We start from the raw sequence: 24,644 nt of genomic DNA, 5'->3' as shown, positions 1-24,644 counted from the left end.
GGCTTTTTCGCCCCCGCCGCCCTTACCCGTTCCCATCCCCAGGGGCTGCCGCCCATTCGACCCCGCTCCCAGGGGGCTCCGCCCCCTGGACCCCCATCGGCCCCCAAGGGCCTCGTCCTCAAACGCCGGACGGGCTGAAAACCGCGATCGGAGCCGCTCGTGTCCACAGCAGTCCCCGAAATACACCCACCCGCCGTTCAATCCGCCATCCGCAAGATCTTCCGCCGCGTGGTCCCGCTGTTCTTCATCATGTTCGTGGCCAACTACATGGACCGCGTCAATCTGGGCTTCGCCCAGGATGAGCTGCGTGCCGATGTCGGCCTGTCCGCCGCCGCCTTCGGGCTCGGGGCCGGGATCTTCTTCATTGCCTACGCCATCTTCGAAGTGCCCTCCAACATGCTGATGGAGCGCTTCGGCGCCAAGGTCTGGCTCACCCGGATCATGATCAGCTGGGGGATCGTCGCCACGGCGATGGCCTTCGTGAACAGCGTGGAGATGTTCTACGCGCTGCGGTTCCTGCTGGGGGTCGCCGAGGCGGGGTTCTTCCCTGCCGTCATCTACTACTTCAGCCGGTGGCTGCCCGACTCGCACCGGGGGCGGGCGACCTCCATCTTCCTCATGGGGTCCGGCACCGCGACCGTCATCGTCGGTCCGATCTCGGGTGCGCTCCTCGAAATGCACGGTGTGTGGGGGCACTCGGGCTGGCAGTGGATGTTCTTCATCGAGGGTGTCTTCTCCGTGGTCCTCGGGTTCGTCGTGTACCGGTTCCTCGACTCCGGTATCGAGTCGGCGAGTTGGCTGACGGAGGAGGAGAAGAGCGGACTGGTCGCCGTCATCGACGCCGAGCAGGCCGCGCGGCCCACCGGGAACGTGAAGGTCTCCCGGTGGAAGCTGCTCGCCGATCCCCAGATGCTGCTCTTCCTGTGGATCTACTTCGCGATCAACGTCGCCCTGTACGCCGTCACCTTCTGGCTGCCGTCGATCGTCGACGACATCGGCGGGCTCAGCGACTTCCAGGTCGGGCTGCTGACCGCGGTGCCGTGGCTGTGCGCGATCGCGGCGGTGTACGTCAGCGGGCGGCTCTCCGACCGGATCGGCAAGCGGCGTCCGATCCTGGTGACGCTGCTGGTGCTGGGCGGCTGCGGCACGCTGCTCGCGGTGTTCGTGTCGCCGTGGGCCGGGCTGGGCGCGCTCTGTCTCGCCGCGATGGGGTTCAAGCCGGCCTCGCCGGTCTTCTGGACGATCCCGCAGAGCTATCTCGACGCCCGCGCCGCCGCACCCGGTATCGCGCTGATCAACTCGATCGGCAACCTGGGCGGATTCGTGGCGCCGACGGCCTTCGGGATCATCGAGGACTCGACGGGGTCGACGAAGGGGGGCCTGGTGGGACTGACGGTCGTCGGGGTTCCTGGCCGCGCTGAGCGTGCTGTTCGTGCGGGGCGGCGGGCGCAACGACCGGATCCGGACGCGGCCCGCGAAGGCACCGGGGGTCACTCCCGCCCCGAAGGCGACTCCCGGGACGGCTCGCGTCGCCCGTCCGGGGCCGTCGACGGCCTGACGTGACGGGCGGGTCGGGCGTGAGCGGCGGCCGGTTGTCAGTGGTGTGGTGCAGACTGGCCTGATCGGCACCACGTCAGGGAGCGCACCGTGATCGCGTCCGGGAAGGGACCGTCGTACGACACCGGCGAGACCGGCCACCACCGCCAGGCCCAGGTCGACCCGCTGGCCGCCCTGCGCGCGTCGGACGACCCGCCCTGGGACGTGTATCTGACCGGCCCCGTCTTCCTCGACATCATCTTCACCGGGCTCGACTCCGCCCCGGTGCGCGGGACCGAGTCCTGGGCGCGCGGAATGGGGTCGAGCCCCGGCGGTGTCGCCAACATGGCCACCGCGCTGGCCCGGCTGGGGCTGAAAACATCCCTCGCCGCCGCCTTCGGCTCCGATCACTACGGCGAGTACTGCTGGGACGCGTTGGAGCAGGGCGAGGGCATCGACCTCTCCCCGTCCCGCACGATCACCGGCTGGCACTCCCCGGTCACCGTCTCGATGGCGTACGAGGGCGAGCGCACGATGGTCTCCCACGGGCACGAGCCGCCCCCCGAGGAGGCGGCCCCGGACTGCCCGCCCCGCGCGCGTGCGGCCGTGGCCTCGCTGGTGCCCGGCAAGCGGGCGCCCTGGATCGCCCAGGCCGCCGGCGAGGGCACCCGCGTCTTCGCCGACGTCGGCTGGGACGAGACCGGTGCGTGGGACCTGGCGGGCCTGGCCGACCTGGAGCACTGCGAGGCGTTCCTGCCGAACGCGGCGGAGGCCATGCGCTACACCGGCGCCTCCTGCCCCCGCGAGGCGGCCCACGCCCTCACCGCCCATGTGCCGCTGGCCGTGGTCACCCTCGGCGCGGAGGGCGCGTACGCGGTGGACCGGCGTACGGGGGAGACCGCCGAGGTTCCCGCCATCGCCGTGGAGGCCCTCGACCCCACCGGTGCCGGGGACGTCTTCGTGGCCGGCTTCGTCACCGGCACGCTGGCGGGCTGGCCGCTGGCCGACCGGCTGGCCTTCGCGGGGCTCACGGCGGCCCTGTCGGTGCAGGAGTTCGGCGGGTCGCTGTCGGCGCCGGGCTGGTCCGAGATCGGGGCCTGGTGGCGCAAGGTCCAGTCCGTCGAGGGACAGGACCCGACGGCCCTGCGGCGCTACGGGTTCCTGGCGGACCTGGTGCCGGCGGAGCAGGCGAGACCGTGGCCGTTGCGGCGCGCGGTGCCGACGATCGGGTTCCGCAAGTCGGCCTGACGCGCGCGGCGGGCGGCTCAGGCGACGCGGTCGAGCACCGCGGTCACCTCTTCGCGGACCACGTCCCAGGCCCCGGCCGGCAGCGCGCCGAGCGGTGTCCGCGCCAGGGTGTCGAGGACCGGGCCGGTCTCCGTGTCGTACGCCACGCTCTCGCAGAGCACGTCGTAGCCGTCCCGGACGGCGACCCGCAGGAGGTGTCCGTCCGTCGCGGCCGTCACCGCGGCCGCGACGACGAGCGGCGGTGCGCCGCCCGGCTCGTCGGGCAGCTTGCGGTGGCTGCTGGCCAGCGGGGTGTGCCAGCGCAGGTTCAGCAGCACCGGGCGCTTCGCCGTGAGCTCGCTCAGGTCGGTCTCGTAGGGGCCCTCCGCGTCCAGCACCGTGGCACGGGCGTCCAGCACGAGGGCCGCGGGGAGAAGGCAGCGCAGGGTGCTGCCGACGATGTTCCCGCCGACCGTCGCGGCCCGGCGCACCGCCCCGGTGCCCACCCGTGAGGCCGCCCCGCGCAGCGCCTCAGGGACCCGGTCGTCGACCCGGGACAGCAGCACCGCCGCCCCCAGTTCCTCGGTGCCGAGCACATTGGCCTCCGGCACCTCGCGCAGCGACATCGCCTGCTCCGGGAAGCCGTCCCGTTGCCAGACGGCCCACTGGAGCGTGGCACCGCCGACGGGTATCGCTCCCTCGGACAGACACCGCTGTGCCTCGGACACAGTCGTGGGCAGACGCAACAACACGGCCGACCTGCTTTCCCCGGCGGGCGGTGACCAGGGGCACCGCCCCGAACATGTGTGGCACGGACGGGGCGGATTCTGCCCAGCTATGCGGGGGGAGCATGCAGGGCTCACCGTTTCACTCAGGGCGCCCTCACCGATCGCCCCGCCCCGGCGGCCCCGCGCGAAAAGGCCTACGGGGTTGTCAGTCCCCCGGCGTACCCTGGAAATCGCCAGACCGCCCATGTGGCGGGCGAGTCGTTTCGAGGAGGACGAGCAAGGCCTACAGAGCCGGCCCATGACTGAGACACCCACAGCTCACACACCCGCGCAGGGGCAGGCGAGAGCACAGTTCACCGTCCCCGCCCAGCACCCCATGGTGACCGTTCTGGGGTCCGGCGACTCCCTCCTGCGCGTGATCGAGAAGGCCTTCCCGGCGGCCGACATCCATGTCCGGGGCAATGAGGTCAGCGCGGTCGGCGCCCCCGCCGAAGTCGCTCTCATCCAGCGCCTGTTCGACGAAATGATGCTGGTGCTCCGCACCGGACAGCCGATGACGGAGGACGCAGTGGAACGCTCGATCGCGATGCTCAGAGCGAGTGAGAACGGTGAGGGGGACGGCCCGGAGACCCCGGCCGAGGTCCTCACCCAGAACATCCTCTCCTCGCGCGGCCGCACGATCCGCCCCAAGACCCTGAACCAGAAGCGGTACGTCGACGCGATCGACAAGCACACGATCGTCTTCGGCATCGGCCCCGCCGGTACCGGCAAGACCTACCTCGCCATGGCCAAGGCGGTGCAGGCCCTGCAGTCCAAGCAGGTCAACCGCATCATCCTGACCCGCCCGGCGGTGGAGGCGGGGGAGCGGCTGGGCTTCCTGCCCGGCACGCTCTACGAGAAGATCGACCCCTATCTGCGCCCGCTGTACGACGCGCTGCACGACATGCTGGACCCGGACTCGATCCCGCGGCTGATGGCGGCGGGCACGATCGAGGTCGCGCCGCTGGCGTACATGCGTGGCCGTACCTTGAACGACGCCTTCATCATTCTCGACGAGGCCCAGAACACCTCACCCGAGCAGATGAAGATGTTCCTCACCCGCCTCGGCTTCGATTCGAAGATCGTGATCACGGGTGACGTGACCCAGGTCGACCTGCCCAACGGCACCAAGTCGGGTCTGCGTCAGGTCCAGGACATCCTGGAGGGCCTCGACGACGTCCACTTCTCCCGCCTGTCGTCGCAGGACGTCGTACGGCACAAGCTGGTCGGCCGTATCGTCGACGCGTACGAGAAGTACGACAGCAACCACGGTACGGAGAACGGCACCCACAAGGGCGGCCGTAACAAGCGGAAGTAGACAACCCAGCACCATGTCGATCGACGTCAACAACGAGTCCGGAACCGAGGTCGACGAGCAGGCGATCCTCGACATCGCCCGCTACGCACTCGCGCGGATGCGCATCCACCCGCTCTCCGAGCTCTCGGTGATCGTCGTGGACGCCGACGCCATGGAACAGCTGCACATCCAGTGGATGGACCTGCCGGGGCCGACGGACGTCATGTCCTTCCCGATGGACGAGCTGCGTCCGCCGTCGAAGGACGACGACGAGCCCCCGCAGGGCCTCCTCGGCGACATCGTGCTGTGCCCCGAGGTCGCCAAGAAGCAGGGCGAGGAAGCCGAGACGCAGCACTCCATGGACGAGGAGCTCCAGCTCCTCACCGTCCACGGGGTGCTGCACCTGCTCGGCTACGACCACGAGGAGCCGGACGAGAAGGCCGAGATGTTCGGCCTCCAGGCCGCCATCGTGGACGGCTGGCGCGCGGAGAAGGGCCACACCGGTCCGTCCCCGGCCCCGACCGTGTCATGAGCCTTCCCCTCGTCTCCGGCGCGATCGCCCTGGTCGTCGTCGCGTGGCTCGCCGCCTGCGCCGAGGCGGGCATCGCGCGCATGTCCAGCTTCCGCGCCGAGGAGGCCGTCCGTTCCGGCCGCCGCGGCAGCGCCAGGCTCGCCCAGGTCGCCGCCGACCCGACCCGCTATCTCAACGTGGCGCTGCTGGTCCGGGTCGCCTGCGAGATGGCCGCGGCCGCCCTGGTCACCTACGCCTGCCTCCAGGAGTTCGACGGCACGACCGAGGCCCTGCTGGTCGCGATCGGCGTCATGGTCCTGGTGTCGTACGTCGCCGTCGGCGTCTCGCCGCGCACCATCGGCCGCCAGCACCCGCTGAACACCTCCACGGCGGCGGCGTACGTCCTGCTGCCGCTCGCCCGGATCATGGGCCCGATCCCGAGCCTGCTGATCCTCATCGGCAACGCGCTCACCCCCGGCAAGGGCTTCCGGCGCGGTCCCTTCGCCTCCGAGGCGGAGCTGCGGGCGCTGGTCGACCTCGCGGAGGCGGAGTCGCTGATCGAGGACGACGAGCGCCGGATGGTGCACTCGGTCTTCGAGCTCGGTGACACGCTCGTGCGGGAGGTGATGGTGCCGCGGACCGACCTCGTGGTGATCGAGCGGTACAAGACGATCCGTCAGGCCCTCACCCTCGCGCTGCGGTCCGGTTTCTCGCGGATACCGGTCAGCGGCGAGAGCGAGGACGACATCGTCGGGATCGTGTATCTGAAGGACCTGGCCCGCAAGACGCACATCAGCCGGGACGCGGAGAGCGAGCTGGTGTCGACCGCCATGCGGCCCGCCGCCTTCGTGCCCGACACCAAGAACGCCGGTGACCTGCTCCGTGAGATGCAGCAGGACCGCAACCACGTCGCCGTCGTCATCGACGAGTACGGCGGCACGGCCGGCATCGTCACCATCGAGGACATCCTCGAGGAGATCGTCGGCGAGATCACCGACGAGTACGACCGTGAACTCCCGCCGGTGGAGGAGCTGGGCGAGGACCGCTACCGGGTCACCGCGCGCCTCGACATCACCGACCTGGGCGAGCTGTACGACCTCGACGAGTACGACGACGAGGACGTCGAGACCGTCGGCGGGCTGCTGGCGAAGGCGCTGGGGCGGGTGCCGATCGCCGGGGCGTCCTCGGTGGTGGAACTGCCGGACGGGCGGGCGCTGCGGTTGACGGCGGAGGCGGCGGCCGGGCGGCGGAACAAGATCGTGACGGTGCTGGTGGAGCCGGTGGAGCCGCCGAAGGAGGAGGGCGAGCCGGAGTGACCCCGCAGGAGCTGCGTACGTTCTGTCTCTCCTTCAACGCGGCCGTGGAGGACTTTCCCTTCGCCCCGGAGATCTCGGTCTTCAAGGTGCTGGGGAAGATGTTCGCGCTGAGCTGGATCGACGCCAGTCCGCTGAAGGTCAACCTCAAGTGCGATCCGGAGGACGCGATCCGGCTTCGTGGGGAGTACGAGGGGTTGATCGCGCCGGGGTATCACATGAACAAGCGGCACTGGAACACGGTGCGGGTCGACGGGGAGCTGCCGGATCGGCTGGTTCGCGAGCTCATCGAGGACTCGTACGACCTGGTGGTGGCGGGGCTGCCGCGTGCGGAGCGGCTCCGGCTGGACCGGGGCTGAGTCGTGATGTTTATGCTCGCTGCATGACTGACAGCAGCGCGCTTGACCCTGAGGACCGCAAGATCGTCACCCTGGCCCGTTCCGCGCGGGCGCGTAATGGTGTGCCCGAGGGGGCGGCTGTGCGGGACGAGACGGGGCGGACGTATGTGGCGGGGACGGTGGGGCTGGACTCGTTGCGGTTGAGTGCGTTGCGGACCGCGGTGGCGATGGCTGTGGCGTCCGGGGCGAAGTCGTTGGAGGCGGCGGCGGTGGTGACGGATGCCGACGGTGTTGTGGCCGAGGATCTGGCCGCCGTACGGGATCTGGGTGGGGCGGGGACGCCGGTACTGGTGGCTGGGCCGGACGGGGTCGTGCGGCTGACCGTCTCGGCGGGCTGAGCCCCAGACCCCCATCGGCCCTCAAGGGGCCTCGTCCTCGAACGCCGGACGGGCTGAAGAGTTCTCGGCCGGAATTGAACCTTGCCGTTTTCAGTCTCTCGCGTATCAATGGAACCGGTAGTTCCGACGGTCCGTCAGATTTGGATCCCGCCACCCCCCACGCGGAGCGTCCCGCACCACGCGCCGCAGGCGGGCCGTTCGGGTAGTTCTCCCATCCATCCCCACATGGCAATTTCCCGATATGGGAAGGGAGTCGGAACCCATGAGAGGCAAACGTTTCGGTACGGGTGCGGCATTGGCCGTCGGGGCGCTCGCGGTCACCGGGCTCGCGTTCGCGCCCACCGCTGTGGCCGTGACCCCGGACACGGCGACGATCACCGCCGACTGCGGAAGCTTCGGCAGCGGCGAGGCCACGCTCGCCGCCACCCAGGACGGTACGTCCGCAACCATCACCGTCACCTCGGCGATCACCGCGCCGATCGCGCTGTCCGAGGACTCCATCACCTCCGCCCTCACCCTGGTGAACGCGAGCGGCGGCACCGCCACCTTCAGCGGCACGGAGAACCCCGCGCTCGCCGCAGGTGACCCGGTCACCGTCGGTCCGCTCAGCGGGACCGTGGCGTCCGGCGACAGTCTTGAGGCGTACGGCGGTTCGCTGCAGATCGTCGTCCTCGGGATCACCGTCACCTGCACGGCGACCGGGCCCCAGTCGCCCGGACCGTTCGTGTTCGACTGAGAATCTGCAACCGATCCGGCCCAACCGGCCTGTGCGGAGCGTCAGTTCACCTCGCGACACGGTGAGCTGACGCTCCATCAGTTCACAGCTGAATTTCCATTGACTTCTCACGCGATCCACACATCAATGCCCCCTGTCGGCGCGGATGAGCCGCCGCGCCCGCATCCCGCAGAGGGGGCAACCAACCATGAGAGACCGAAGACGCCGACTGGTGTCGCTGCTGGGGGCGACCGCGCTCGCCGTCACCGCCGGCGCCGCGCTCGCCGCTCCGGCCGGAGCCGCGAGCAACGTGGACTTCGCCACGCACTGCATCCCGCCCGCCGTCGCCGGCATCCCGCCCATCGACGGCACCACCACCGCGATCATCACCGTCGACGACGCCACTCCCGCGGTCGGCGACACCGTCACCGTGACCTACACCGTCGTCAAACCCGCCGCCAGCAACCCCACGGCCATCAGCCTGCCGGCCGACATCATGACGCCGTCCGGAAAGGTCACCCTCGGCGGGGCCCAGACCGGTGACGTGACCGTCGTCGGACCCAAGAAGAACGACCCCGTCGCCGGCAACGCCCCGTTCCCGTCGTTCAGCATGACCGGCACCTTCACCGTCACCAGCCCCGGCGCCATCACCCTCGCGCCCGGCGACTACAACATCCACACCAGCTACATCCTGGAGCTGGACACCCCCTGCACCGTCATCACCCCGCCCGCCCCGGTCTCCGAGACCATCACGGCGAGCGACGCGCCCGCCCCCAACACCCGGGCCATCGCGCTCGGTTCGGCCTCCGGCAACCCCGGTGCCAGTGTCACCGTCACCGGCAGCAACTTCACCCCGAACGCCACCGTCACCCTCGCCGGACGCGCCGGTTCCAGCCAGACCGCCGACACGGCCACCGTGACGGCGAGTGCGAGCGGTGCCATCAGCGGCTCGCTGGTCGTCAACGACAAGACGACGACCGGCATCGTGGCCTACGAGGGCGGCAGTTGGGACTCCACCCGGGGGGCCGGTCCGGTCGCCTACGTCGTCATCGACGACACCCCCGTCCCGGACAACGCCCAGAAGCTCACCACCACGGTGCGCGGCGGAGTCCTGTCCATGACCCAGGCCGGCGACGCCGTCTCGCTGTCGGCGGTCGACTACGGCGAGGGCGGCGCCTCCACGGGCGACCTCAACGCCGTGACCGTCAAGGACTTCCGTGGCGGTACCGCGGGCTGGTCCCTGACCGGCAAGGTCACCGCCTTCACCGGTCCCGGTGTCACCATCGGTGCCGACCAGCTGAGCTGGACCCCCGCCTGCGACACCAAGGCGGGCAGCCCCAGCACCTGCCAGGCCGGTTCGGCGGGCACGGTCGGCTCCTCCGGGGCGACCCTCGCGTCGGCCCCCGCCGACACGGTCACCGGCGGCGAGTTCACCGCCGACGCCGAACTCTCCCTGAACGTACCGGCGTTCACGCCTCCGGGCTCGTACTCCGGCGTCCTCACCCTCACGCTCAGCTGACCGTACGGGCGTCCGCACCCGCCCGTCCAACTCCTCCCGTGGGGGGCCGCACCCATGCGCAAGCTGTCCGTCCTTCTCCTGAGCCTGCTGCTCACCACCCTCGCCACGCCCTCTGGCGCCGCCGACAACGGGAGTTGGTCCGTCTACCCCGTGTCCGGCTCGGTGGCCGAGCGGCCGTACTTCCACCTCTCCGCCGATCCCGGGCAGACCATCGAGGACAAGGTGGTCGTCGTCAACAAGACGGCCGGGCCCATGACGTTCCGGCTGTACTCCGCCGACGCCTACAACACCGCGCGCGACGGCGGGTTCGCGGTGCGCACCATGAAAGAGAGGATGCGCGGCGTGGGGGTGTGGGCGAAGCCCGCGAAGTCCCGGATCAAGGTCCCGGCGCACGGCAAGGTCACCGTCCCCTTCACGCTGAAGGTGCCCGACGGCGCCGAACCCGGCGACCACCCCGGCGCGATCGTGGCACTCGACGAGCGCGTCGACCCGGGGGACGGCTCCGTCGCGCTCGGTGTGCAGCGGGCCGTCGCCGCCCGTGTCTATCTCCGGGTCGGCGGGCCCACGCTGCCCGCGATCTCGGTCGAGGACGTCCGCGTCACCCACCACCAGCCGCTCGTGCCCGGCTTCGGCGACAGCGCGGCGACCGTCTCGTACACCCTGCACAACACCGGCAATCTCACCCTGAACCCGAGGGTGGAGCTGCGGGCGACGGGCCTTTTCGGCCGTACGCTGCTCGCCCGCGACCTGACGAGGATCCCCTCCGAGCTGCTGCCCGGCCAGAAGGTGCGGCTGAGCGAGCCCTGGAAGGGCGCGCCGCAGCTGGACTGGGGTGAGGTGACCCTGACGGCGAGCGCGCGGGACACCCGCGAGTCCGCGGGCGCATCCTTCTTCGCGCTGCCGTGGCTGATGGCGGTGCTGCTGCTGGTGGTCGTGGCCGTGGGCGTCGTCCTGCTGGTCCGGGCGCGGCGGGCGCGGGCCGGGTCCGGCCGCCGTCCGAGGCGCGGCGCGGGCGGGCCCTCGGCGGGGGAGCCGCGGACGGTTCGGGTCCGGCGGGAGCCGGCCGCCGTGTCCTCACGAGCTCCGCGACGCTGAGCGGGGCGAGCGCGTACCGCTCGCCCCCGTGACGCTCCGGTTCAGAGCGCGTCCGGGCCGCGCTCGCCCGTCCGCACGCGTACGACGGTGTCGACCGGCAGGGCCCACACCTTGCCGTCGCCGATCTTGCCGGTGTGCGCGGCCTTCACGATCGCGTCGATCACGGCCTCGGAGTCGGCGTCGTCGACGACGACCTCGATACGGACCTTGGGCACCAGGTCGACCTGGTACTCGGCGCCGCGGTACACCTCGGTGTGGCCGCGCTGACGGCCGTAGCCACTGGCCTCGGTCACGGTCAGCCCGTGTACGCCGAGCTCCTGGAGCGCCGTCTTGACCTCGTCGAGGCGGTACGGCTTGACGATCGCGGTGATGAGCTTCATGCCTGGGGCTTGACCTTCTGGGCGGAGGGAACGACGGAGGAGCTGACCGGGGCGCCGTGGCCCAGGACGCCGTGATCGTATGCGGTCTCGGCGTGCACCGTAAGGTCGAGGCCGGTGTGCTCCTGCTCCTCGTCCGCCCGCAGGCCCAGCGTCCTGTCGATCACCTTGGCGATGCCGTACGTCACCACGAAGGCGTACGTCCCCACGGCGATCACCGCCACCAGCTGCTTGCCGAGCTGGGCGAGGCCACCGCCGTAGAGGAGCCCCTCGGTGCCGCCGGTCATCGACTCGACGGCGAAGACGCCGATGAGAAGGGTGCCGATGACGCCGCCGACCAGGTGGACGCCGACGACGTCCAGGGAGTCGTCGTAGTTCAGCTTGAACTTCCAGCCCACGGCGTACGAGCAGACGACACCGGCGGCGAGGCCGACGACCAGCGCGCCGAGCAGGGAGACCGAGCCGCAGGACGGGGTGATCGCGACGAGACCGGCGACCGCGCCGGACGCGGCGCCCAGGGTGGTGGGGTGGCCGTCGCGCATCTGCTCCACGAACAGCCAGCCCAGCAGGCCCGTGCAGCCGGCCGCGAGGGTGTTGAGGAAGGCGGCCGCGGCCAGTCCGTTGGCGCCCAGCGCCGAGCCGGCGTTGAAGCCGAACCAGCCGAACCAGAGGAGACCCGCGCCGAGCATGACCATTGGGAGGTTATGCGGACGCATGGCGTCTTTCTTAAAGCCGAGGCGCGGGCCCAGGACCAGGCACAGGGCCAGACCGGAGGCGCCGGAGGTGATCTCGACCGGGAGACCGCCCGCGAAGTCCAGGGCGCCGAGCCTGTCGAGGATCCAGCCGCCCGGGCCCCAGACCCAGTGGGCGACGGGAACGTATACGAGCAGCGCCCACACCGGGACGAAGACCAGCCACGCGCCGAACTTCGCGCGGTCCGCGATCGCGCCGCTGATCAGCGCGGCGGTGATGATCGCGAAGGTCAGCTGGAAGGTGGCGAAGAGCAGGGTGGGGACGGTGCCCTGGACGCTGTCGGGGCCGAGGCCGGACATGCCGGCGTGGTCGAGGCCGCCGATGAGCCCGCCGGCGACGTCGTCGCCGAAGGCGAGGGAGTAGCCCGCGGCCAGCCATACGACGGTCACCAGGGCGATCGACACGAAGCTCATCATCAGCATGTTGAGGACGCTCTTCGTGCGGACCATGCCGCCGTAGAACAGGGCGAGGCCCGGGGTCATCAGCAGGACGAGGGCGGTGGCGGCCAGCAGCCAGGCGGTGTCACCGGTGTCGATACGCCCGGCGGCGAGGGGGGCGGCGAGGGTCACGGGAGTCTCCATCGAGGTGGGGGCTCGTCAGAGGTTCACCGGTGTGCGTTACCGGATGTGTACCGATGTGTTTCCGTGACGTTTCGTTGCGTGCGGGTTACCGGGATCTCACCGTCGGGGGCGGGTGTGGACGGTTGTGCGGCGGGGCTCCGGGGATCAGGGAGAATGGGCGCCATGAGCGTTCGCAGCCAGTCATCCGAGCAGTCCGCCGAGTCCGGCCACCGTGCGGGCTTCGCCTGCTTCGTGGGCCGTCCCAACGCGGGCAAGTCCACCCTCACGAATGCTCTGGTCGGCCAGAAGGTGGCCATCACCGCGGACCAGCCGCAGACCACGCGGCACACCGTACGCGGGATCGTGCACCGGCCGGACGCGCAGCTGATCCTGGTGGACACGCCTGGGCTGCACAAGCCGCGCACGCTGCTGGGTGAGCGGTTGAACGACATCGTGCGCACGACGTGGGCCGAGGTCGATGTGATCGGGTTCTGCCTGCCCGCGAACGAGAAGCTGGGTCCCGGTGACCGCTTCATCGCGAAGGAGCTGGCGTCGATCAAGAAGACGCCGAAGATCGCGATCGTCACCAAGACGGACCTCGTGGACTCCAAGACGCTCGCCGAGCAGCTCATCGCCATCGACCAGCTCGGCAAGGAGCTCGGGTTCGAGTGGGCCGAGATCGTTCCCGTCTCGGCGGTCGCGGACCAGCAGGTGGATCTGCTGGCCGACCTCATCGTGCCGCTGCTGCCGGAGGGCCCCGCGCTGTATCCCGAGGGCGACCTCACGGACGAGCCCGAGCAGGTCATGATCGCGGAGCTGATCCGGGAGGCGGCGCTGGAGGGCGTCCGCGACGAGCTCCCCCACTCCATCGCGGTCGTGGTGGAGGAGATGCTCCCCCGCGAGGACCGCCCCGCCGACAAGCCCCTCCTCGACATCCACGCCTTCGTCTACATCGAGCGCCCCAGCCAGAAGGGCATCATCATCGGCCCCAAGGGCAAGCGCCTCAAGGAAGTCGGCATCAAGTCCCGCAAGCAGATCGAGGCCCTGCTTGGTACTCCGGTCTTCCTGGACCTTCATGTGAAGGTGGCGAAGGACTGGCAGCGGGATCCTCGGCAGTTGCGGAAGCTGGGCTTCTAGGGGGTCGCTCCCCGAGGGGACAGGTCCTGCGACCCCACCACCCGCAGCAGCTGCAACCGCTCGTGGGACTCCGTGCCCGGGCGGGCCGTGTGGATGATGAGGGTGTGGTGGGCGTCCTGGGTGAGGAGGATCTCGCAGTCCAGTTCCAGGAGACCCACCGCGGGATGCAGGAAGCGTTTCGTCGACCGGCGGCGTACCGCGACCTCGTGGGCGTCCCACAGGCGGGCGAACTCCTCGCTGGATGAGCGGAGTTCGGCCACCAGCCGGGCCGGCTCCGGGTCGTCGGGGCGGGCCGCCGCCACCGCTCGCAGGTTCGCCACATGGGCGCGGGCGTGGTCGGGCACGTCCTCCGCGGGGAACAGCTCCCGGGCGGTCGGGTCCAGGAAGAAGCGGCGGAGCAGGTTGCGCTCCCGGGGCGGACGGGCGCCCACGTCCCCGCTGAGCGCGCTCGACAGCGCGTTCTGCGTCAGCAGCTCGCCGGTGTCGCTCACGACCATCGCCGGGGTGTCGTGCAGGCGGTCCAGGACCAGCAGCAGCCCCGGGCGCACATGTGCCGACGTACCTCCCCGGCGTGGTGGTTCCTCGCCCGTCAGGTGGAACAGATGGTCCCGCTCGTCGTCCGTCAGGCGCAGCGCGCGGGCCAGTGCCGTCAGCATCTGGCGGGACGGGTGCGGGCCCCTGCGCTGTTCCAGGCGCGTGTAGTAGTCCACGGACATGCCGGCCAGCGCCGCCACCTCCTCCCGGCGCAGCCCCGGTGTGCGGCGGCGGGCCCCGGGAGGCAGCCCCACGTCCGAGGGCTCCAGCCGGGCACGGCCACGGCGCAGGAAGTCGGCGAGTTCGGCTCGGTTCACCCGTCCAGGCTGCGGCAGTCCGCCCGGTTTAGCCAGGGACTGCCGGTCCCCCGATCGGGAGGTCTCTCCCGCCGTCTCCCGGTCCGGCCGAGGCTGGTCACCGACGAGAGGAGCACATGATGACGCTGACGTTGGTGACAGGGACGACAGGACAGGTCGGCCGGCGGTTCGTCCCCAGGCTGCTGGCGCAGACCCGGCCGGGGGAGCGGGTACGGGTGCTGGTGCGGGACGCGGAACGGGGGGAGCGGTTCGCCGAGGCGGGCGCCGAGGCCGTGGTCGGGGACCTGCGGGACGAGGCGGTGCTCGGCAAGGCGGTCGCCGGGGTGGACGCCGTCGTCAACGTCGCGGCCTCCTTCCGCGGGGTGCCGGACGAGGAGGCCTGGGCCGTCAACCGGGACGCGGCCGTCGAACTGGGCCGTGCCGCGCTCGCCGCCGGGGTGCGGCGCTTCGTGCAGGTCAGCTCGGGGCTGGTGTACGGCGAGGGACGCGGACGGCCGCTGACCGAGGAGGACGAGATCCGGCCCGGCGGCGAGATGTGGGGCGCCTACACCGAGTCGAAGGTGGCGGCCGAACGGGAACTGCTGGACCTGGAGGGCCTGGACGTACGGGTCGGCCGGCTCGTCTTCGTGTACGGCGAGGGCGATCCGCATCTGGCCCAGTCGCTGATGTGGGCCCGGAACTGGGCGTCGGTCCAGCGGTTGCAGATGGTCCATCACGCGGACGTCGCCCAGGGCCTGCTGCGTCTCCTGCACGCGCCGGGAGTCGCCGGCCGGATCTACAACATCTCTGACGACGCCCCCGTCACGGCGCTCGAACTGCACGAGCTCAACGGCGTCGAGGTCCCCGCCGAACTCCACGACCGCACGGATCCCGACCCGTGGCTCGGCATCACCTCCACCGAGCGCATCCGCCGGGAGCTCGGATTCCGCCCGCTGTACCCCAGCGTCTGGGCGGCCCGGGACGCCGGAGCGCTGTGATCGGCTGACCCACCCCCTGATCCGCCCCCCTGATCCACCCCTCTAATCCACCCCCCTGATCCTCCCCACCAGCACCGCCCCCGCCAGCCCCACCACCGCCGCCACCAGATACAGCACCCGGTATCCGCCCAGGTGCGTCACGATCGGTGCGGCGAGGGCGGGGGCGGCGACCTGGGGGAGGGCGTTGGCCACGTTGATGACGCCGAGGTCCTTGCCACGGTCCCGCGCCTTGGGCAGTACGTCGGTCATCAGCGCGAAGTCGACCGACATGAACACCCCGAGGCCCACGCCCAGCAGCGCCGCCACGACGATCGCGCTCGGCCAGGTCTGCCACACCGACAGCAGGGCCGTGGCCGCCGCCATCAGCACCCCGGACCACCGCACGAACGGCTTGCGGCGGCCCAGCCGGTCCGACCAGACACCGCCCACCACGACCGTGGCCAGCAGCGTCACGCTGTTCACCGCGGTCAGGATCAGCACGCCCTGTTCGGGGTCGTCGTGGTGCAGCCGGTCCCGCAGGTAGTAGAGGAGGTAGAGGATCACCAGCGCGTTGCTGAGGTTGATCAGGAAGCGCGTCAGCCAGGCCCAGCCGAAGTCCGGGTAGCGGCGCGGACTCAGCCAGAAGCCGCGCAGGAAGGCCTTCGCGGACCACGCCGGGCGGTCCGTCACCGGCAGTCGCAGATCCTCGTACCGCAGCACGTACGGCAGGACACCCGCCAGCGTGAACACCGCACAGGCCGCATACCCCGCCGCGATCCCGCCTGCCGCCGTCGCCAGCCCCGTACCGGCGACCGCGCCGAGGATCTGCGCCGCCCCCAGCCAGCCGCCCACCGCACCCCGCTGCGACCGCGGCACCCGGTCCGGCACCGCCGCCGTCACCGCCGCGAAGGCCGCGTTGAGGGTCAGCTGGACCAGGCACCAGCCGAGCATCATCAGCCACAGCCCGCCCGCCCCCGCGAGCACCAGCAGCGACAGCGCGCCGCCCGCCGCACCGGCCACGATCCACGGCGTACGGCGGCCCCGGCGGTGCGTGGTGCGGTCCGACAGCGCGCCGAAGAACGGGTTCGCGGCCAGCGACACCACCGCGCCCACCCCGGTCACCCACGCCAGCAGCGTCTCCTTGGACATCCCGGTGCCGGGTGCGAAGTCCTCCGCCTGCCGGGCCAGCAGGATCTGGAGCGGGCCGTACCAGCCCACCCAGATCGCCACGTTGGCCAGTGAGAGCGCCGTCGTCCAGCCCCGGCCGACCCGGTCGGCCGGCTCGGTGAGGGCCGTGGTCATCTCTGGGCCCGGAGCAGCTCCTGGTACCAGCCGTACGAGTCCTTGGGTGTCCGTTCCTGGGTGTCCAGGTCCACGTGCACGAGCCCGAACCGCTGGGCGTAGCCCTCGGCCCACTCGAAGTTGTCCATCAACGACCACACGAAGTAGCCGCGTACGTCCACACCCGCCTCGACCGCCCGGTGCAGCGCGCGCAGATGACCGTCCAGGTAGTCGATCCTGGCCCGGTCGTGGACCCCGTCGTACGAGCAGCCGTTCTCGGTGATGACGACGGGCGGGAGACGGCCGCCGTAGCGCTCATGGAAGCCGGTGAGGAGTTCCGTCAGCGCCTCGGGCACCACCGGCCAGCCGAAGTCGGTCACCGGGACGTCCTTGATCTCCCGGACGGAGAAGGGGAGTTCGGCCGGGATCGTCAGTCCGCCGAACTCGATGTCCGCGCCCTGCGGAGCGCCCACCTTGGTCGGCGCGTAGAAGTTGACGCCGTAGAAGTCCAGCGGTTCCCCGATGACCTTCAGGTCGGCCGCCACGTCGCCCGGCATCAACTCGCCCAGACCGGCGGGGTATTCGCCCAGCAGGACCGGGTCGGCGAAGAGGCGGTTCAGCAGGACGTCGTAGAAGTCCGCGGCCTCGACGTCGGCGGGCTCCTGCGACGCCGGCCACGTCGGACCGTGCGAGTTGGCGATGCCGATGTCCGTGGCGCCGGCCGCGCGCAGGGCCTGGACGCCCAGTCCGTGGGCCAGCAGCAGGTGGTGGGCGACCGGCAGCGCGTCGAACATCAGCTGCTTGCCGGGCGCGTGCGCGCCCAACGCGTGGCCGAACAGGGTGTGTTCGGCGGGCTCGTTGATGGTGATCCACTTCTTGACGCGGTCACCGAGGCGGTCGGCGACGAGCGAGACGTACTCCGCGTAGCGCGCCGCGGTGTCCCGCTCCAGCCAGTCCAGCGTGACGGGCAGATCCCAGTGGAAGAGCGTCGGCACCGGTCGTACGCCCGCCGCGCACAGCTCGTCGACCAGCCGGTCGTAGAAGTCCAGGCCGCCCTCCGCGCGCACCCGCGGCCAGGAGATCGAGAAGCGGTACGCGTCCACGCCCAGGGCGGCCAGGAGCGCCACGTCCTCGCGGTAGCGGTGGTAGTGGTCGACGGCCACCGCCGCCGTCGAGCCGTCCTTCACCCGTCCCGGCTCGGCCGTGAAGGCGTCCCACACGGAGGGCTCGCGCAGCTCCGCCGCGCCCTCGATCTGATGGGCCGAGGTCGAGACGCCCCACAGGAAGCCGGCCGGGAACTGGGGTATCGGGTGCTCTTCAGTCGCCATGCGCCGGATCATCCGTACCGCTGGTAACGGAAGTCAACGGGCGGGAATGAACAACCGGTTACGCCCCTTCCTTCAGAACCCGCGAGATCAGCCTGCGCTGCTCCTCGGTCAGCCGCGGGTCGGCGGCGTAGACCGTGCGGCCGTCCACGGTGATCTCGTAGGCGAAACCGTCGGGCACCCCGATGGGCGGCGTGCCCCGGCCGCCGGCGAGCGCCTTCTCGGCCAGGGCGTGCCACTCGTGGGCGTCGGGCCGCCCCGAGGTGTCCACCTCGGCATGCCGCTCGATGCCCGCGAATCCACCCGTACGGCTCACTCGAATACGCATGGGTCCGTGTCTAGTACGGAACTACGCCGTGCGCACCCCGACCTGCTCCCACGCCTTCAGTACGGCCTGAAGTTCCTCGCCGTCCTGGTAGCGCTCCTTGGCCGCGTCGACCGTCAGCGTGGCGAAGTCGGTGAAGAGGGCGTCGCTCTTCAGCCGGCCGCCGGTCAGGACGTCGTACCAGATCTGCCCGGCCCGCTCCCAGGCGTGGCCGCCGAGGGTGGTGGCGGCGATGTAGAACGCGTGGTTGGGGATGCCCGAGTTGATGTGCACGCCGCCGTTGTCGCGGCCGGTGCGGACGAAGTCGTCCATGGTCGCGGGCTGCGGGTCCTTGCCGAGGACGTCGTCGTCGTAGGCCGTGCCCGGGGCCTTCATGGAGCGCAGGGCGGAGCCGGTGACGCGCGGGGCGAGCAGGCCCGCGCCGATGAGCCAGTCGGCCTCGGCGGCGGTCTGGCCGAGGGTGTGCTGCTTGATGAGGGAGCCGAAGACGTCGGACATCGACTCGTTGAGGGCGCCGGGCTGGCCGAAGTAGGTGAGGTTGGCCGTGTACTGGGTGACGCCGTGGGCGAGCTCGTGGCCGATGACGTCGATCGGGATGGTGAAGTCGAGGAAGATCTCGCCGTCGCCGTCGCCGAACACCATCTGCTTGCCGTTCCAGAAGGCGTTGTTGTAGTTCTCCTCGTAGTGGACGGTGGCGTCCAGGGGGAGGCCGCCTCCGTCGATGGAGTCGCGTTCGTACGCCGCCAGGAACAGGTCGAAGGTGGCTCCGAGGCCGGCGTAGGCGCGGTTGACCGTGGCGTCCTTGCCGGGCTCCGAGCCCTCGGTGCGGACCTTCTTGCCGGGCAGGTCGGTGCGGTGCCGGGCGTCGTAGACGGTGCGGTGCGGCTTGCCCGCCTCGGCGCCGGGCGGCGCGGCGACGGAGGGTGCGCCGACGACCGTGGTCAGCCGGCGGTGGGTGCGCTCGAAGGCGTCGCGCTCCAGGGTCCGGCGGGCGGGACCGGCGAGCGCGGGGTCCTCGGCCTGGGCGAGCTTGTCGAGGACGTGCGGTGGTACGACGGTGCAGAAGACGGGCTCATAGCCCCCGTGGGTCGTCATGCCCGGCACCATTGCACTGTGTTATGCCGCTGTCACTACCCGCAACCATGATTGGTGAAATGTGGGGATAAGGAGCCAGGTAAGCCGCCCTCAAGTGGTATGGCGCACGTTTTGTCCCATTGATCCCCCTGGTCCCGCATACTGATACGGCGCCTCGCGCGGGCAGCGGCTCGGCTAGCATGCTTCGCATCATGCGTTTCGGGCTGCTTCTTCTTAGCTGCCGCGGCGAGGGCCTGTAGTCCAGGTCGACTCCCTCCCCGCGGAGCTTGGCGTTGCGTCGTCGGCCGTCCTTCCGGACATCCTGAGGAGCCCCCGCATCATGGCGAACCGCCAGCAGCCCAGTGCCATGCCGATCCACAAGTACGGCCAGTACGACCAGGTCGACATCGCGGACCGCACCTGGCCGAACAACCGGATCACCGTCGCCCCCCGCTGGCTCTCCACGGACCTGCGCGACGGCAACCAGGCCCTGATCGACCCGATGTCGCCCGAGCGCAAGCGCCGGATGTTCGACCAGCTGGTCAAGATGGGCTACAAGGAGATCGAGGTCGGCTTCCCGGCCTCCGGGCAGACCGACTTCGACTTCGTACGCTCCATCATCGAGGAGCCGGGCGCGATCCCCGACGACGTCACCATCTCCGTACTGACCCAGGCCCGCGAGGACCTGATCGAGCGCACGGTGGAGTCCCTGAAGGGCGCCAAGCGGGCGACCGTCCACCTGTACAACGCCACCGCCCCCGTCTTCCGCCGCGTGGTCTTCCGCGGCTCCAAGGACGACATCAAGCAGATCGCCGTCGACGGCACCCGTCTGGTGATGGAGTACGCCGAGAAGCTGCTGGGCCCGGAGACGGAATTCGGCTACCAGTACTCGCCGGAGATCTTCACCGACACCGAGCTGGACTTCGCGCTGGAGGTCTGCGAGGCGGTGATGGACGTCTACCAGCCGGGTCCGGGCCGCGAGATCATCCTCAACCTGCCCGCCACGGTGGAGCGTTCGACCCCCTCCACGCACGCGGACCGCTTCGAGTGGATGAGCCGCAACATCTCCCGCCGCGAGCACGTCGTCATCTCCGTCCACCCGCACAACGACCGCGGCACCGCCGTCGCCGCCGCCGAGCTGGCGCTGATGGCCGGCGCCGACCGCGTCGAGGGCTGTCTGTTCGGCCAGGGCGAGCGCACCGGCAACGTCGACCTGGTCACCCTGGGCATGAACCTGTTCTCCCAGGGCGTCGACCCGCAGATCGACTTCTCCGACATCGACGAGATCCGTCGTACGTGGGAGTACTGCAACCAGATGGAGGTCCACCCGCGCCACCCGTACGTGGGCGACCTGGTCTACACGTCCTTCTCCGGCTCCCACCAGGACGCCATCAAGAAGGGCTTCGACGCCATGGAGGCCGACGCGGCGGCTCGCGGGGTCACGGTCGACGACATCGAGTGGGCCGTGCCCTACCTGCCCATCGACCCGAAGGACGTCGGGCGGTCCTACGAGGCCGTCATCCGCGTCAACTCGCAGTCCGGCAAGGGCGGTATCGCGTACGTCCTGAAGAACGACCACAAGCTGGACCTGCCGCGCCGGATGCAGATCGAGTTCTCCAAGCTCATCCAGGCCAAGACGGACGCCGAGGGCGGCGAGGTCACCGGCTCCGACATCTGGAACGTCTTCCAGGACGAGTACCTGCCGAACCCCGAGAACCCGTGGGGCCGGGTCCAGGTCAAGAACAACCAGTCGACCACCGACACCGACGGCGTGGACACGCTGAAGGTGGAGGCCACGGTGGATGGTCAGGACACGGTCCTGACCGGATCCGGGAACGGTCCGATCTCGGCCTTCTTCGACGCGCTGCAGTCCATCGGGATCGACGTACGGCTGCTGGACTACCAGGAGCACACGATGAGCGAGGGGGCGTCCGCGCAGGCCGCGTCCTACATCGAGTGCGCGATCGACGGCAAGATCCTGTGGGGTATCGGGATCGATGCGAACACGACTCGTGCGTCGCTGAAGGCGGTTGTCTCGGCGGTCAACAGGGCTGCGCGCTAAGGGGTGCCGCGGGGGCTGCGTGGCGGCTGCGGGTCCGTTGTGGCTGGTCGCGCCCCGCGGCGGAGCCGCTATTGATACAGCCCCGCGCCCCTAGGCGCGTCACCGTGCCCGGCACTTTTCGGCCAATCTGCTGTGTGGGTCACGGAAAGGTCTCGTCCTGGGTGCTGACTCTGCCTCCCTGATGTGGCTAACATCACGCCAGCACGGCGATGTTGCCGTGCCGTTACGCGGAGGTGCGACGTGCTGCCAGGACGGGGACGAAACGGCCAGGCCGCCAGGGCTGCGCGCCTTCTGGGCACCCGCACCGCGTGGACGCCCGTGGGCGACGGGGAGTTCTTCTGCCCCGGCTGCGGCGGCGACCGCAATTACCAGCGGCTGACCGGGAGGCGCCGCTTCACCCTCCTCGGCATGCCCGTGCTGCCGCGCGGGGAGACCGGCCCGGTCGTGGAGTGCGCCGCCTGCAAGAGCCACTTCGGCACCGACGTCCTCGACCACCCGACCACCACCCGCTTCTCCGCGATGCTCCGCGACGCCGTCCACACCGTCGCCCTCGCGGTGCTCGCCGCGGGCGGCACCTGCTCCCGTACGGCGCTGGAGGCCGCCGCCTGCACGGTCCGCGCCGCCGGCTTCGACGACTGCACCGAGGACCAGCTCGGGGCGCTGGTCGAGGCGCTGGCCGCGGACACCGGACGGGTCTTCGGCGAGCCCTGCGGGGCCGGCCTTGCCATAGAGCTCCACGAGGCGCTGGACCCGCTGGCCCCGCACCTGGCCCCCGGCGGCCGGGAGTCGATCCTCCTCCAGGGCGCCCGGATCGCCCTCGCCGACGGCCCGTACACCCCCGCGGAGCGCGACGCCCTCGCGACGGTCGGTGCCGCGCTCACCATCTGCGCGGACGATGTGACGCGGCTGCTGGTGGCGGCGCGTACACCGTCGTGACCATCGCCTACGTCGTCGTACTCCGGCCGCTACTCCCCGGGGAGTAACGGCCCCTGAGGGACGCCCTCCGCAGTAACCCCCAACTCGCCCTGCCGCCCGACGAATCGGCCCCCGGCCGCCGGGAGTCTGGAACCGGACCAGACAACCGACCGAGGGGAGGCCCGACTCATGGGGGCCGCAAGGACAACCATCAGGGGACGGCGTGCCGTGCCCTGGCTCGTGCTCGGACTGTGGGTCGCCGTGCTGGCGCTCACCTCGCCGTTCGCGTCGAAGCTCGCGGACGTGCAGCGCGACCGGGCCGTCGACTATCTGCCGGCGAGCGCCGACTCGACCCAGGTCGCCAAGATCCAGGACCAGTTGCCCGGCGGCGAGACGACCCAGATGGTCGTCGTCTACCACCGTGACGGCGGACTGACCGCGGCGGACCGGGCCACGGCCGCCGACCAGATCGGCGAGATCGCGAGCGCGCACCCGCTCACCGCGAAGCCGCAGGGCGTCCCGTCCAAGGACGGCACCACCCTGATGTACCCGGTGGCCAGCACCGAGCCGGGCACCGACGAGAAGAAGCGCGACCAACTCGTCAACGACGTACGGGACATCGCCCAGGGCGAGAACGGGCTGAGCGTCGACGTCGGCGGCGAGGGCGCCCTGGCGACCGACGCCAGCGAAGTCTACAACTCCCTCGACGGGCCCCTGCTCTACACCACCGCCGCCGTCGTGGCGCTGCTGCTGATCCTCATCTACCGCAGCCCGTTCCTGTGGCTGGTCCCGCTCGCCGTCGCCGGCATCGCCGACTATCTGTCGATGGGGGTCGCCTACGGGCTGAACCAGGGGTTCGGGACCTCCGTGTCCGGCCAGAGCTCCGGCATCATGACGATCCTCGTGTTCGGCGCGGGCACCGACTACGCCCTGCTGCTCGTCTCCCGCTACCGGGAGGAGCTGCGGCGCATCGAGCGGCCCTACGACGCGATGGTCGCCGCGCTGAAGGGCTGCGGCCCGGCGGTGCTGGCCTCCTCCGGGACGGTCGCCGCGGGTCTGTTCTGCCTCCTGGCCGCGGATCTCAACTCCAGCCGCGGCATGGGCCCGTTGGGCACGGTCGGCATCCTGTGCGCGCTGGCCGCGATGATGACCCTGCTGCCCGCGATCCTCGTCCTGCTCGGCCGCCGCGTCTTCTGGCCGCTGGTGCCGCGCTACGGCAGCACGCCCAAGGTCCGCCGGTCGCTGTTCGCCGCGATGGGCAGCTCCGCCGGGCGCCGGCCGCTGACCGTGCTCGCGGGCGGCGCGGTGCTGCTCGGCGCCCTGTCGCTCGGGGCGCTGAACCTCCCCGGCAGCCTCAAGCAGGAGGACTCCTTCACCAGCAAGCCCGAGGCGGTCGCCGCCATGGAGACCCTGGGCAAGGCCTATCCGGAGCGCGGCACCCAGCCGATCTCCGTCATCGCCCCCACCGACCGCGCCGACGCCGCCCTGGCCGAGGCCCGGGACACCCCCGGCGTCGACAGCGCGACCCGCGGCCGCAGCGGCGACGGCTGGACGGAGCTCTCCGTCATCGCGTCCTCCGCACCCCAGTCGGCGGGGGAGACCGCCACCATCAAGGAACTGCGCGACCGCCTCGACGGCTCCTACGTCGGCGGACCGAGCGCCGAGCAGCTCGACCTGAAGGACACCAACGCCCGGGACCGGCTGGTCGTCGTACCGCTCGTCCTCGCCTCCGTGCTGCTGATCCTGATCGCCCTGCTGCGGTCGATCGTCGCGCCGCTGATCCTGGTGGCGGCCGTGGTCGCGGTCTGGGGCGCGGCGCTCGGCATCGGCGGCCTGGTCTTCGGCCCGCTCTTCGGCTTCGAGGGCACCGACCCGGGACTCGGCCTGCTGTCCTTCGTCTTCCTGGTCGCCCTGGGCGTCGACTACGGCATCTTCCTGATGCACCGCATGCGCGAGGAGTCCCTGAAGGGCACCGAACCGGCGCAGGCCGCGCTGATGGCGCTGCGTACGACGGGCGGGGTCATCGCCTCGGCGGGCCTGGTCCTGGCGGCGACGTTCGCGGTGCTGACCAGCATGCCGATGCTGCAACTGGTGGAGCTGGGCTTCGTCATCGCGGTCGGGGTGCTGCTGGACACCTTCCTGGTCCGGACGTATCTGGTCACCAGCGCGAGCGTGGCGCTGCGGCGCAAGGTGTGGTGGCCGGGCGCGCTGTCGAAGGAGCCGGCAGCGGGCGGCGAGGAGTCGCCCGAGCCGGTGGCGGAGCCCGCGGGGATGCGCTGAACAGCACGTGCGCAGTCGGCCGGATCTCCGGG

22 protein-coding genes and 1 pseudogene are annotated in these 24,644 nt (G+C 70.8%); 15 read left to right on the top strand and 8 right to left on the bottom strand.

Annotation, left to right across the window (positions count from 1 at the left end):
* Window positions 1-180: 180 nt before the first annotated feature.
* Window positions 181-1,558, top strand: a pseudogene (locus ACFY0U_RS02335) (MFS transporter).
* An 89-nt stretch (window positions 1,559-1,647) separates the two neighbouring features.
* A complete protein-coding gene (locus ACFY0U_RS02330; RefSeq protein WP_388628950.1) occupies window positions 1,648-2,784 on the top strand; it encodes a carbohydrate kinase family protein in 1,137 nt (378 codons plus the stop codon).
* 17 nt (window positions 2,785-2,801) lie between these two features.
* Here ACFY0U_RS02330 and ACFY0U_RS02325 read toward each other — a convergent pair whose 3' ends face one another.
* Window positions 2,802-3,515 carry an FAD binding domain-containing protein gene (locus tag ACFY0U_RS02325; RefSeq protein ID WP_388628948.1) on the bottom strand — a complete coding sequence of 238 codons (714 nt, stop codon included), beginning with the start codon at window positions 3,513-3,515 and terminating at the stop codon, window positions 2,802-2,804.
* A gap of 274 nt (window positions 3,516-3,789) precedes the next feature.
* On the opposite strand from ACFY0U_RS02325, the gene ACFY0U_RS02320 reads away from it, so the two are divergent.
* The 8 genes from ACFY0U_RS02320 (at window position 3,790) to ACFY0U_RS02285 (ending at window position 10,716) form a co-directional block, all read left to right on the top strand.
* On the top strand, window positions 3,790-4,848 hold the full coding sequence (locus ACFY0U_RS02320; protein WP_388628945.1) for a PhoH family protein: 1,059 nt from the start codon (window positions 3,790-3,792) through the stop codon (window positions 4,846-4,848).
* Between the two features lie 13 nt (window positions 4,849-4,861).
* Window positions 4,862-5,359: an rRNA maturation RNase YbeY gene (ybeY, locus tag ACFY0U_RS02315; protein WP_046262733.1), complete on the top strand. Its 498-nt coding sequence runs from the start codon at window positions 4,862-4,864 to the stop codon at window positions 5,357-5,359.
* Window positions 5,356-6,654 (top strand): hemolysin family protein, encoded by a 1,299-nt coding sequence (locus tag ACFY0U_RS02310; protein WP_388628942.1) that lies wholly within the window; start codon window positions 5,356-5,358, stop codon window positions 6,652-6,654. The genes ybeY and ACFY0U_RS02310 overlap by 4 nt, the downstream gene beginning before the upstream one ends.
* Window positions 6,651-7,010 (top strand): MmcQ/YjbR family DNA-binding protein, encoded by a 360-nt coding sequence (locus tag ACFY0U_RS02305; protein WP_388628939.1) that lies wholly within the window; start codon window positions 6,651-6,653, stop codon window positions 7,008-7,010. The genes ACFY0U_RS02310 and ACFY0U_RS02305 overlap by 4 nt, the downstream gene beginning before the upstream one ends.
* 23 nt (window positions 7,011-7,033) lie before the next feature.
* Entirely contained in the window at window positions 7,034-7,387 is a 354-nt protein-coding gene (locus tag ACFY0U_RS02300; RefSeq protein ID WP_388628936.1) for a cytidine deaminase, read from the top strand.
* A 262-nt stretch (window positions 7,388-7,649) separates the two neighbouring features.
* Window positions 7,650-8,123: a hypothetical protein gene (locus ACFY0U_RS02295; RefSeq protein ID WP_388628933.1), complete on the top strand. Its 474-nt coding sequence runs from the start codon at window positions 7,650-7,652 to the stop codon at window positions 8,121-8,123.
* A gap of 187 nt (window positions 8,124-8,310) precedes the next feature.
* A complete protein-coding gene (locus ACFY0U_RS02290; RefSeq protein ID WP_388628930.1) occupies window positions 8,311-9,621 on the top strand; it encodes a beta-xylosidase in 1,311 nt (436 codons plus the stop codon).
* Window positions 9,622-9,675: 54 nt separating this feature from the next.
* Window positions 9,676-10,716 carry a WxL protein peptidoglycan domain-containing protein gene (locus ACFY0U_RS02285; protein ID WP_388628927.1) on the top strand — a complete coding sequence of 347 codons (1,041 nt, stop codon included), beginning with the start codon at window positions 9,676-9,678 and terminating at the stop codon, window positions 10,714-10,716.
* Between the two features lie 41 nt (window positions 10,717-10,757).
* Here ACFY0U_RS02285 and ACFY0U_RS02280 read toward each other — a convergent pair whose 3' ends face one another.
* On the bottom strand, window positions 10,758-11,096 hold the full coding sequence (locus tag ACFY0U_RS02280; RefSeq protein ID WP_171146372.1) for a P-II family nitrogen regulator: 339 nt from the start codon (window positions 11,094-11,096) through the stop codon (window positions 10,758-10,760).
* A complete protein-coding gene (locus ACFY0U_RS02275; RefSeq protein WP_388628924.1) occupies window positions 11,093-12,427 on the bottom strand; it encodes an ammonium transporter in 1,335 nt (444 codons plus the stop codon). Before ACFY0U_RS02275 ends, ACFY0U_RS02280 begins: the two co-directional genes overlap by 4 nt.
* 153 nt (window positions 12,428-12,580) lie before the next feature.
* Here ACFY0U_RS02275 and era point away from each other — a divergent pair, with 153 nt between their 5' ends.
* Window positions 12,581-13,543, top strand: coding sequence for a GTPase Era (era, locus tag ACFY0U_RS02270; RefSeq protein WP_388628922.1), 963 nt, complete (start codon window positions 12,581-12,583; stop codon window positions 13,541-13,543).
* On the opposite strand, the gene ACFY0U_RS02265 is transcribed toward era, so the two are convergent.
* Window positions 13,540-14,394 carry a helix-turn-helix transcriptional regulator gene (locus ACFY0U_RS02265; protein WP_388628919.1) on the bottom strand — a complete coding sequence of 285 codons (855 nt, stop codon included), beginning with the start codon at window positions 14,392-14,394 and terminating at the stop codon, window positions 13,540-13,542. The genes era and ACFY0U_RS02265 overlap by 4 nt on opposite strands.
* Before the next feature lie 119 nt (window positions 14,395-14,513).
* Between ACFY0U_RS02265 and ACFY0U_RS02260 the strand changes: the two genes are divergently transcribed.
* Window positions 14,514-15,371 (top strand): NAD-dependent epimerase/dehydratase family protein, encoded by an 858-nt coding sequence (locus tag ACFY0U_RS02260; RefSeq protein WP_388628916.1) that lies wholly within the window; start codon window positions 14,514-14,516, stop codon window positions 15,369-15,371.
* A gap of 42 nt (window positions 15,372-15,413) precedes the next feature.
* Here the strand turns inward: ACFY0U_RS02260 and ACFY0U_RS02255 are convergent, their stop codons facing one another.
* The 4 genes from ACFY0U_RS02255 to ACFY0U_RS02240 are packed head-to-tail and all read right to left on the bottom strand — an operon-like array spanning window position 15,414 to window position 19,376.
* Complete coding sequence (locus tag ACFY0U_RS02255) at window positions 15,414-16,652, bottom strand: MFS transporter (protein ID WP_388628913.1); 1,239 nt, start codon at window positions 16,650-16,652, stop codon at window positions 15,414-15,416.
* Window positions 16,649-17,959: a GH1 family beta-glucosidase gene (locus ACFY0U_RS02250; RefSeq protein WP_388628910.1), complete on the bottom strand. Its 1,311-nt coding sequence runs from the start codon at window positions 17,957-17,959 to the stop codon at window positions 16,649-16,651. Before ACFY0U_RS02250 ends, ACFY0U_RS02255 begins: the two co-directional genes overlap by 4 nt.
* A gap of 58 nt (window positions 17,960-18,017) precedes the next feature.
* Window positions 18,018-18,284, bottom strand: a complete 267-nt coding sequence (locus tag ACFY0U_RS02245) for a protealysin inhibitor emfourin (RefSeq protein WP_388628907.1) — start codon at window positions 18,282-18,284, stop codon at window positions 18,018-18,020.
* A 21-nt stretch (window positions 18,285-18,305) separates the two neighbouring features.
* A complete protein-coding gene (locus tag ACFY0U_RS02240; RefSeq protein ID WP_388628904.1) occupies window positions 18,306-19,376 on the bottom strand; it encodes a M4 family metallopeptidase in 1,071 nt (356 codons plus the stop codon).
* A gap of 319 nt (window positions 19,377-19,695) precedes the next feature.
* Between ACFY0U_RS02240 and leuA the strand changes: the two genes are divergently transcribed.
* The 3 genes from leuA to ACFY0U_RS02225 all read left to right on the top strand — a co-directional run bounded on the left by leuA (window position 19,696) and on the right by ACFY0U_RS02225 (window position 24,612).
* The gene (gene leuA, locus ACFY0U_RS02235) at window positions 19,696-21,417 is read left to right on the top strand and encodes a 2-isopropylmalate synthase (protein ID WP_388628902.1); all 1,722 of its coding nucleotides are present in this window, start codon (window positions 19,696-19,698) and stop codon (window positions 21,415-21,417) included.
* Between the two features lie 240 nt (window positions 21,418-21,657).
* Window positions 21,658-22,353, top strand: a complete 696-nt coding sequence (locus tag ACFY0U_RS02230) for a TerB family tellurite resistance protein (protein WP_388628899.1) — start codon at window positions 21,658-21,660, stop codon at window positions 22,351-22,353.
* Between the two features lie 168 nt (window positions 22,354-22,521).
* Window positions 22,522-24,612 carry an MMPL family transporter gene (locus ACFY0U_RS02225; protein ID WP_388628897.1) on the top strand — a complete coding sequence of 697 codons (2,091 nt, stop codon included), beginning with the start codon at window positions 22,522-22,524 and terminating at the stop codon, window positions 24,610-24,612.
* Window positions 24,613-24,644: the final 32 nt, after the last annotated feature.

It is taken from the genome of Streptomyces sp. NPDC001536 (assembly GCF_042894505.1).
Classification (GTDB): Bacteria; Actinomycetota; Actinomycetes; order Streptomycetales; family Streptomycetaceae; genus Streptomyces.
The sequence above is the reverse complement of the archived record's forward strand: the minus strand, read 5'-3'. Positions and strand labels throughout refer to the sequence as shown.

Bases quoted from the DNA above. Each gene is read 5' to 3' on its own strand.
- ACFY0U_RS02310 (WP_388628942.1), top strand. From the start codon at position 5,356: ATGAGCCTTCCCCTCGTCTCCGGCGCGATCGCCCTGGTCGTCGTCGCG.
- ACFY0U_RS02280 (WP_171146372.1), bottom strand. From the start codon at position 11,096: ATGAAGCTCATCACCGCGATCGTCAAGCCGTACCGCCTCGACGAGGTC.
- ACFY0U_RS02300 (WP_388628936.1), top strand. From the start codon at position 7,034: ATGACTGACAGCAGCGCGCTTGACCCTGAGGACCGCAAGATCGTCACC.
- ACFY0U_RS02225 (WP_388628897.1), top strand. From the start codon at position 22,522: ATGGGGGCCGCAAGGACAACCATCAGGGGACGGCGTGCCGTGCCCTGG.
- ACFY0U_RS02285 (WP_388628927.1), top strand. From the start codon at position 9,676: ATGCGCAAGCTGTCCGTCCTTCTCCTGAGCCTGCTGCTCACCACCCTC.
- ACFY0U_RS02250 (WP_388628910.1), bottom strand. From the start codon at position 17,959: ATGGCGACTGAAGAGCACCCGATACCCCAGTTCCCGGCCGGCTTCCTG.
- ACFY0U_RS02290 (WP_388628930.1), top strand. From the start codon at position 8,311: ATGAGAGACCGAAGACGCCGACTGGTGTCGCTGCTGGGGGCGACCGCG.
- ACFY0U_RS02320 (WP_388628945.1), top strand. From the start codon at position 3,790: ATGACTGAGACACCCACAGCTCACACACCCGCGCAGGGGCAGGCGAGA.
- ACFY0U_RS02245 (WP_388628907.1), bottom strand. From the start codon at position 18,284: ATGCGTATTCGAGTGAGCCGTACGGGTGGATTCGCGGGCATCGAGCGG.
- ACFY0U_RS02260 (WP_388628916.1), top strand. From the start codon at position 14,514: ATGACGCTGACGTTGGTGACAGGGACGACAGGACAGGTCGGCCGGCGG.
- ACFY0U_RS02240 (WP_388628904.1), bottom strand. From the start codon at position 19,376: ATGACGACCCACGGGGGCTATGAGCCCGTCTTCTGCACCGTCGTACCA.
- era (WP_388628922.1), top strand. From the start codon at position 12,581: ATGGGCGCCATGAGCGTTCGCAGCCAGTCATCCGAGCAGTCCGCCGAG.
- ACFY0U_RS02255 (WP_388628913.1), bottom strand. From the start codon at position 16,652: ATGACCACGGCCCTCACCGAGCCGGCCGACCGGGTCGGCCGGGGCTGG.
- ybeY (WP_046262733.1), top strand. From the start codon at position 4,862: ATGTCGATCGACGTCAACAACGAGTCCGGAACCGAGGTCGACGAGCAG.
- leuA (WP_388628902.1), top strand. From the start codon at position 19,696: ATGGCGAACCGCCAGCAGCCCAGTGCCATGCCGATCCACAAGTACGGC.
- ACFY0U_RS02275 (WP_388628924.1), bottom strand. From the start codon at position 12,427: ATGGAGACTCCCGTGACCCTCGCCGCCCCCCTCGCCGCCGGGCGTATC.
- ACFY0U_RS02295 (WP_388628933.1), top strand. From the start codon at position 7,650: ATGAGAGGCAAACGTTTCGGTACGGGTGCGGCATTGGCCGTCGGGGCG.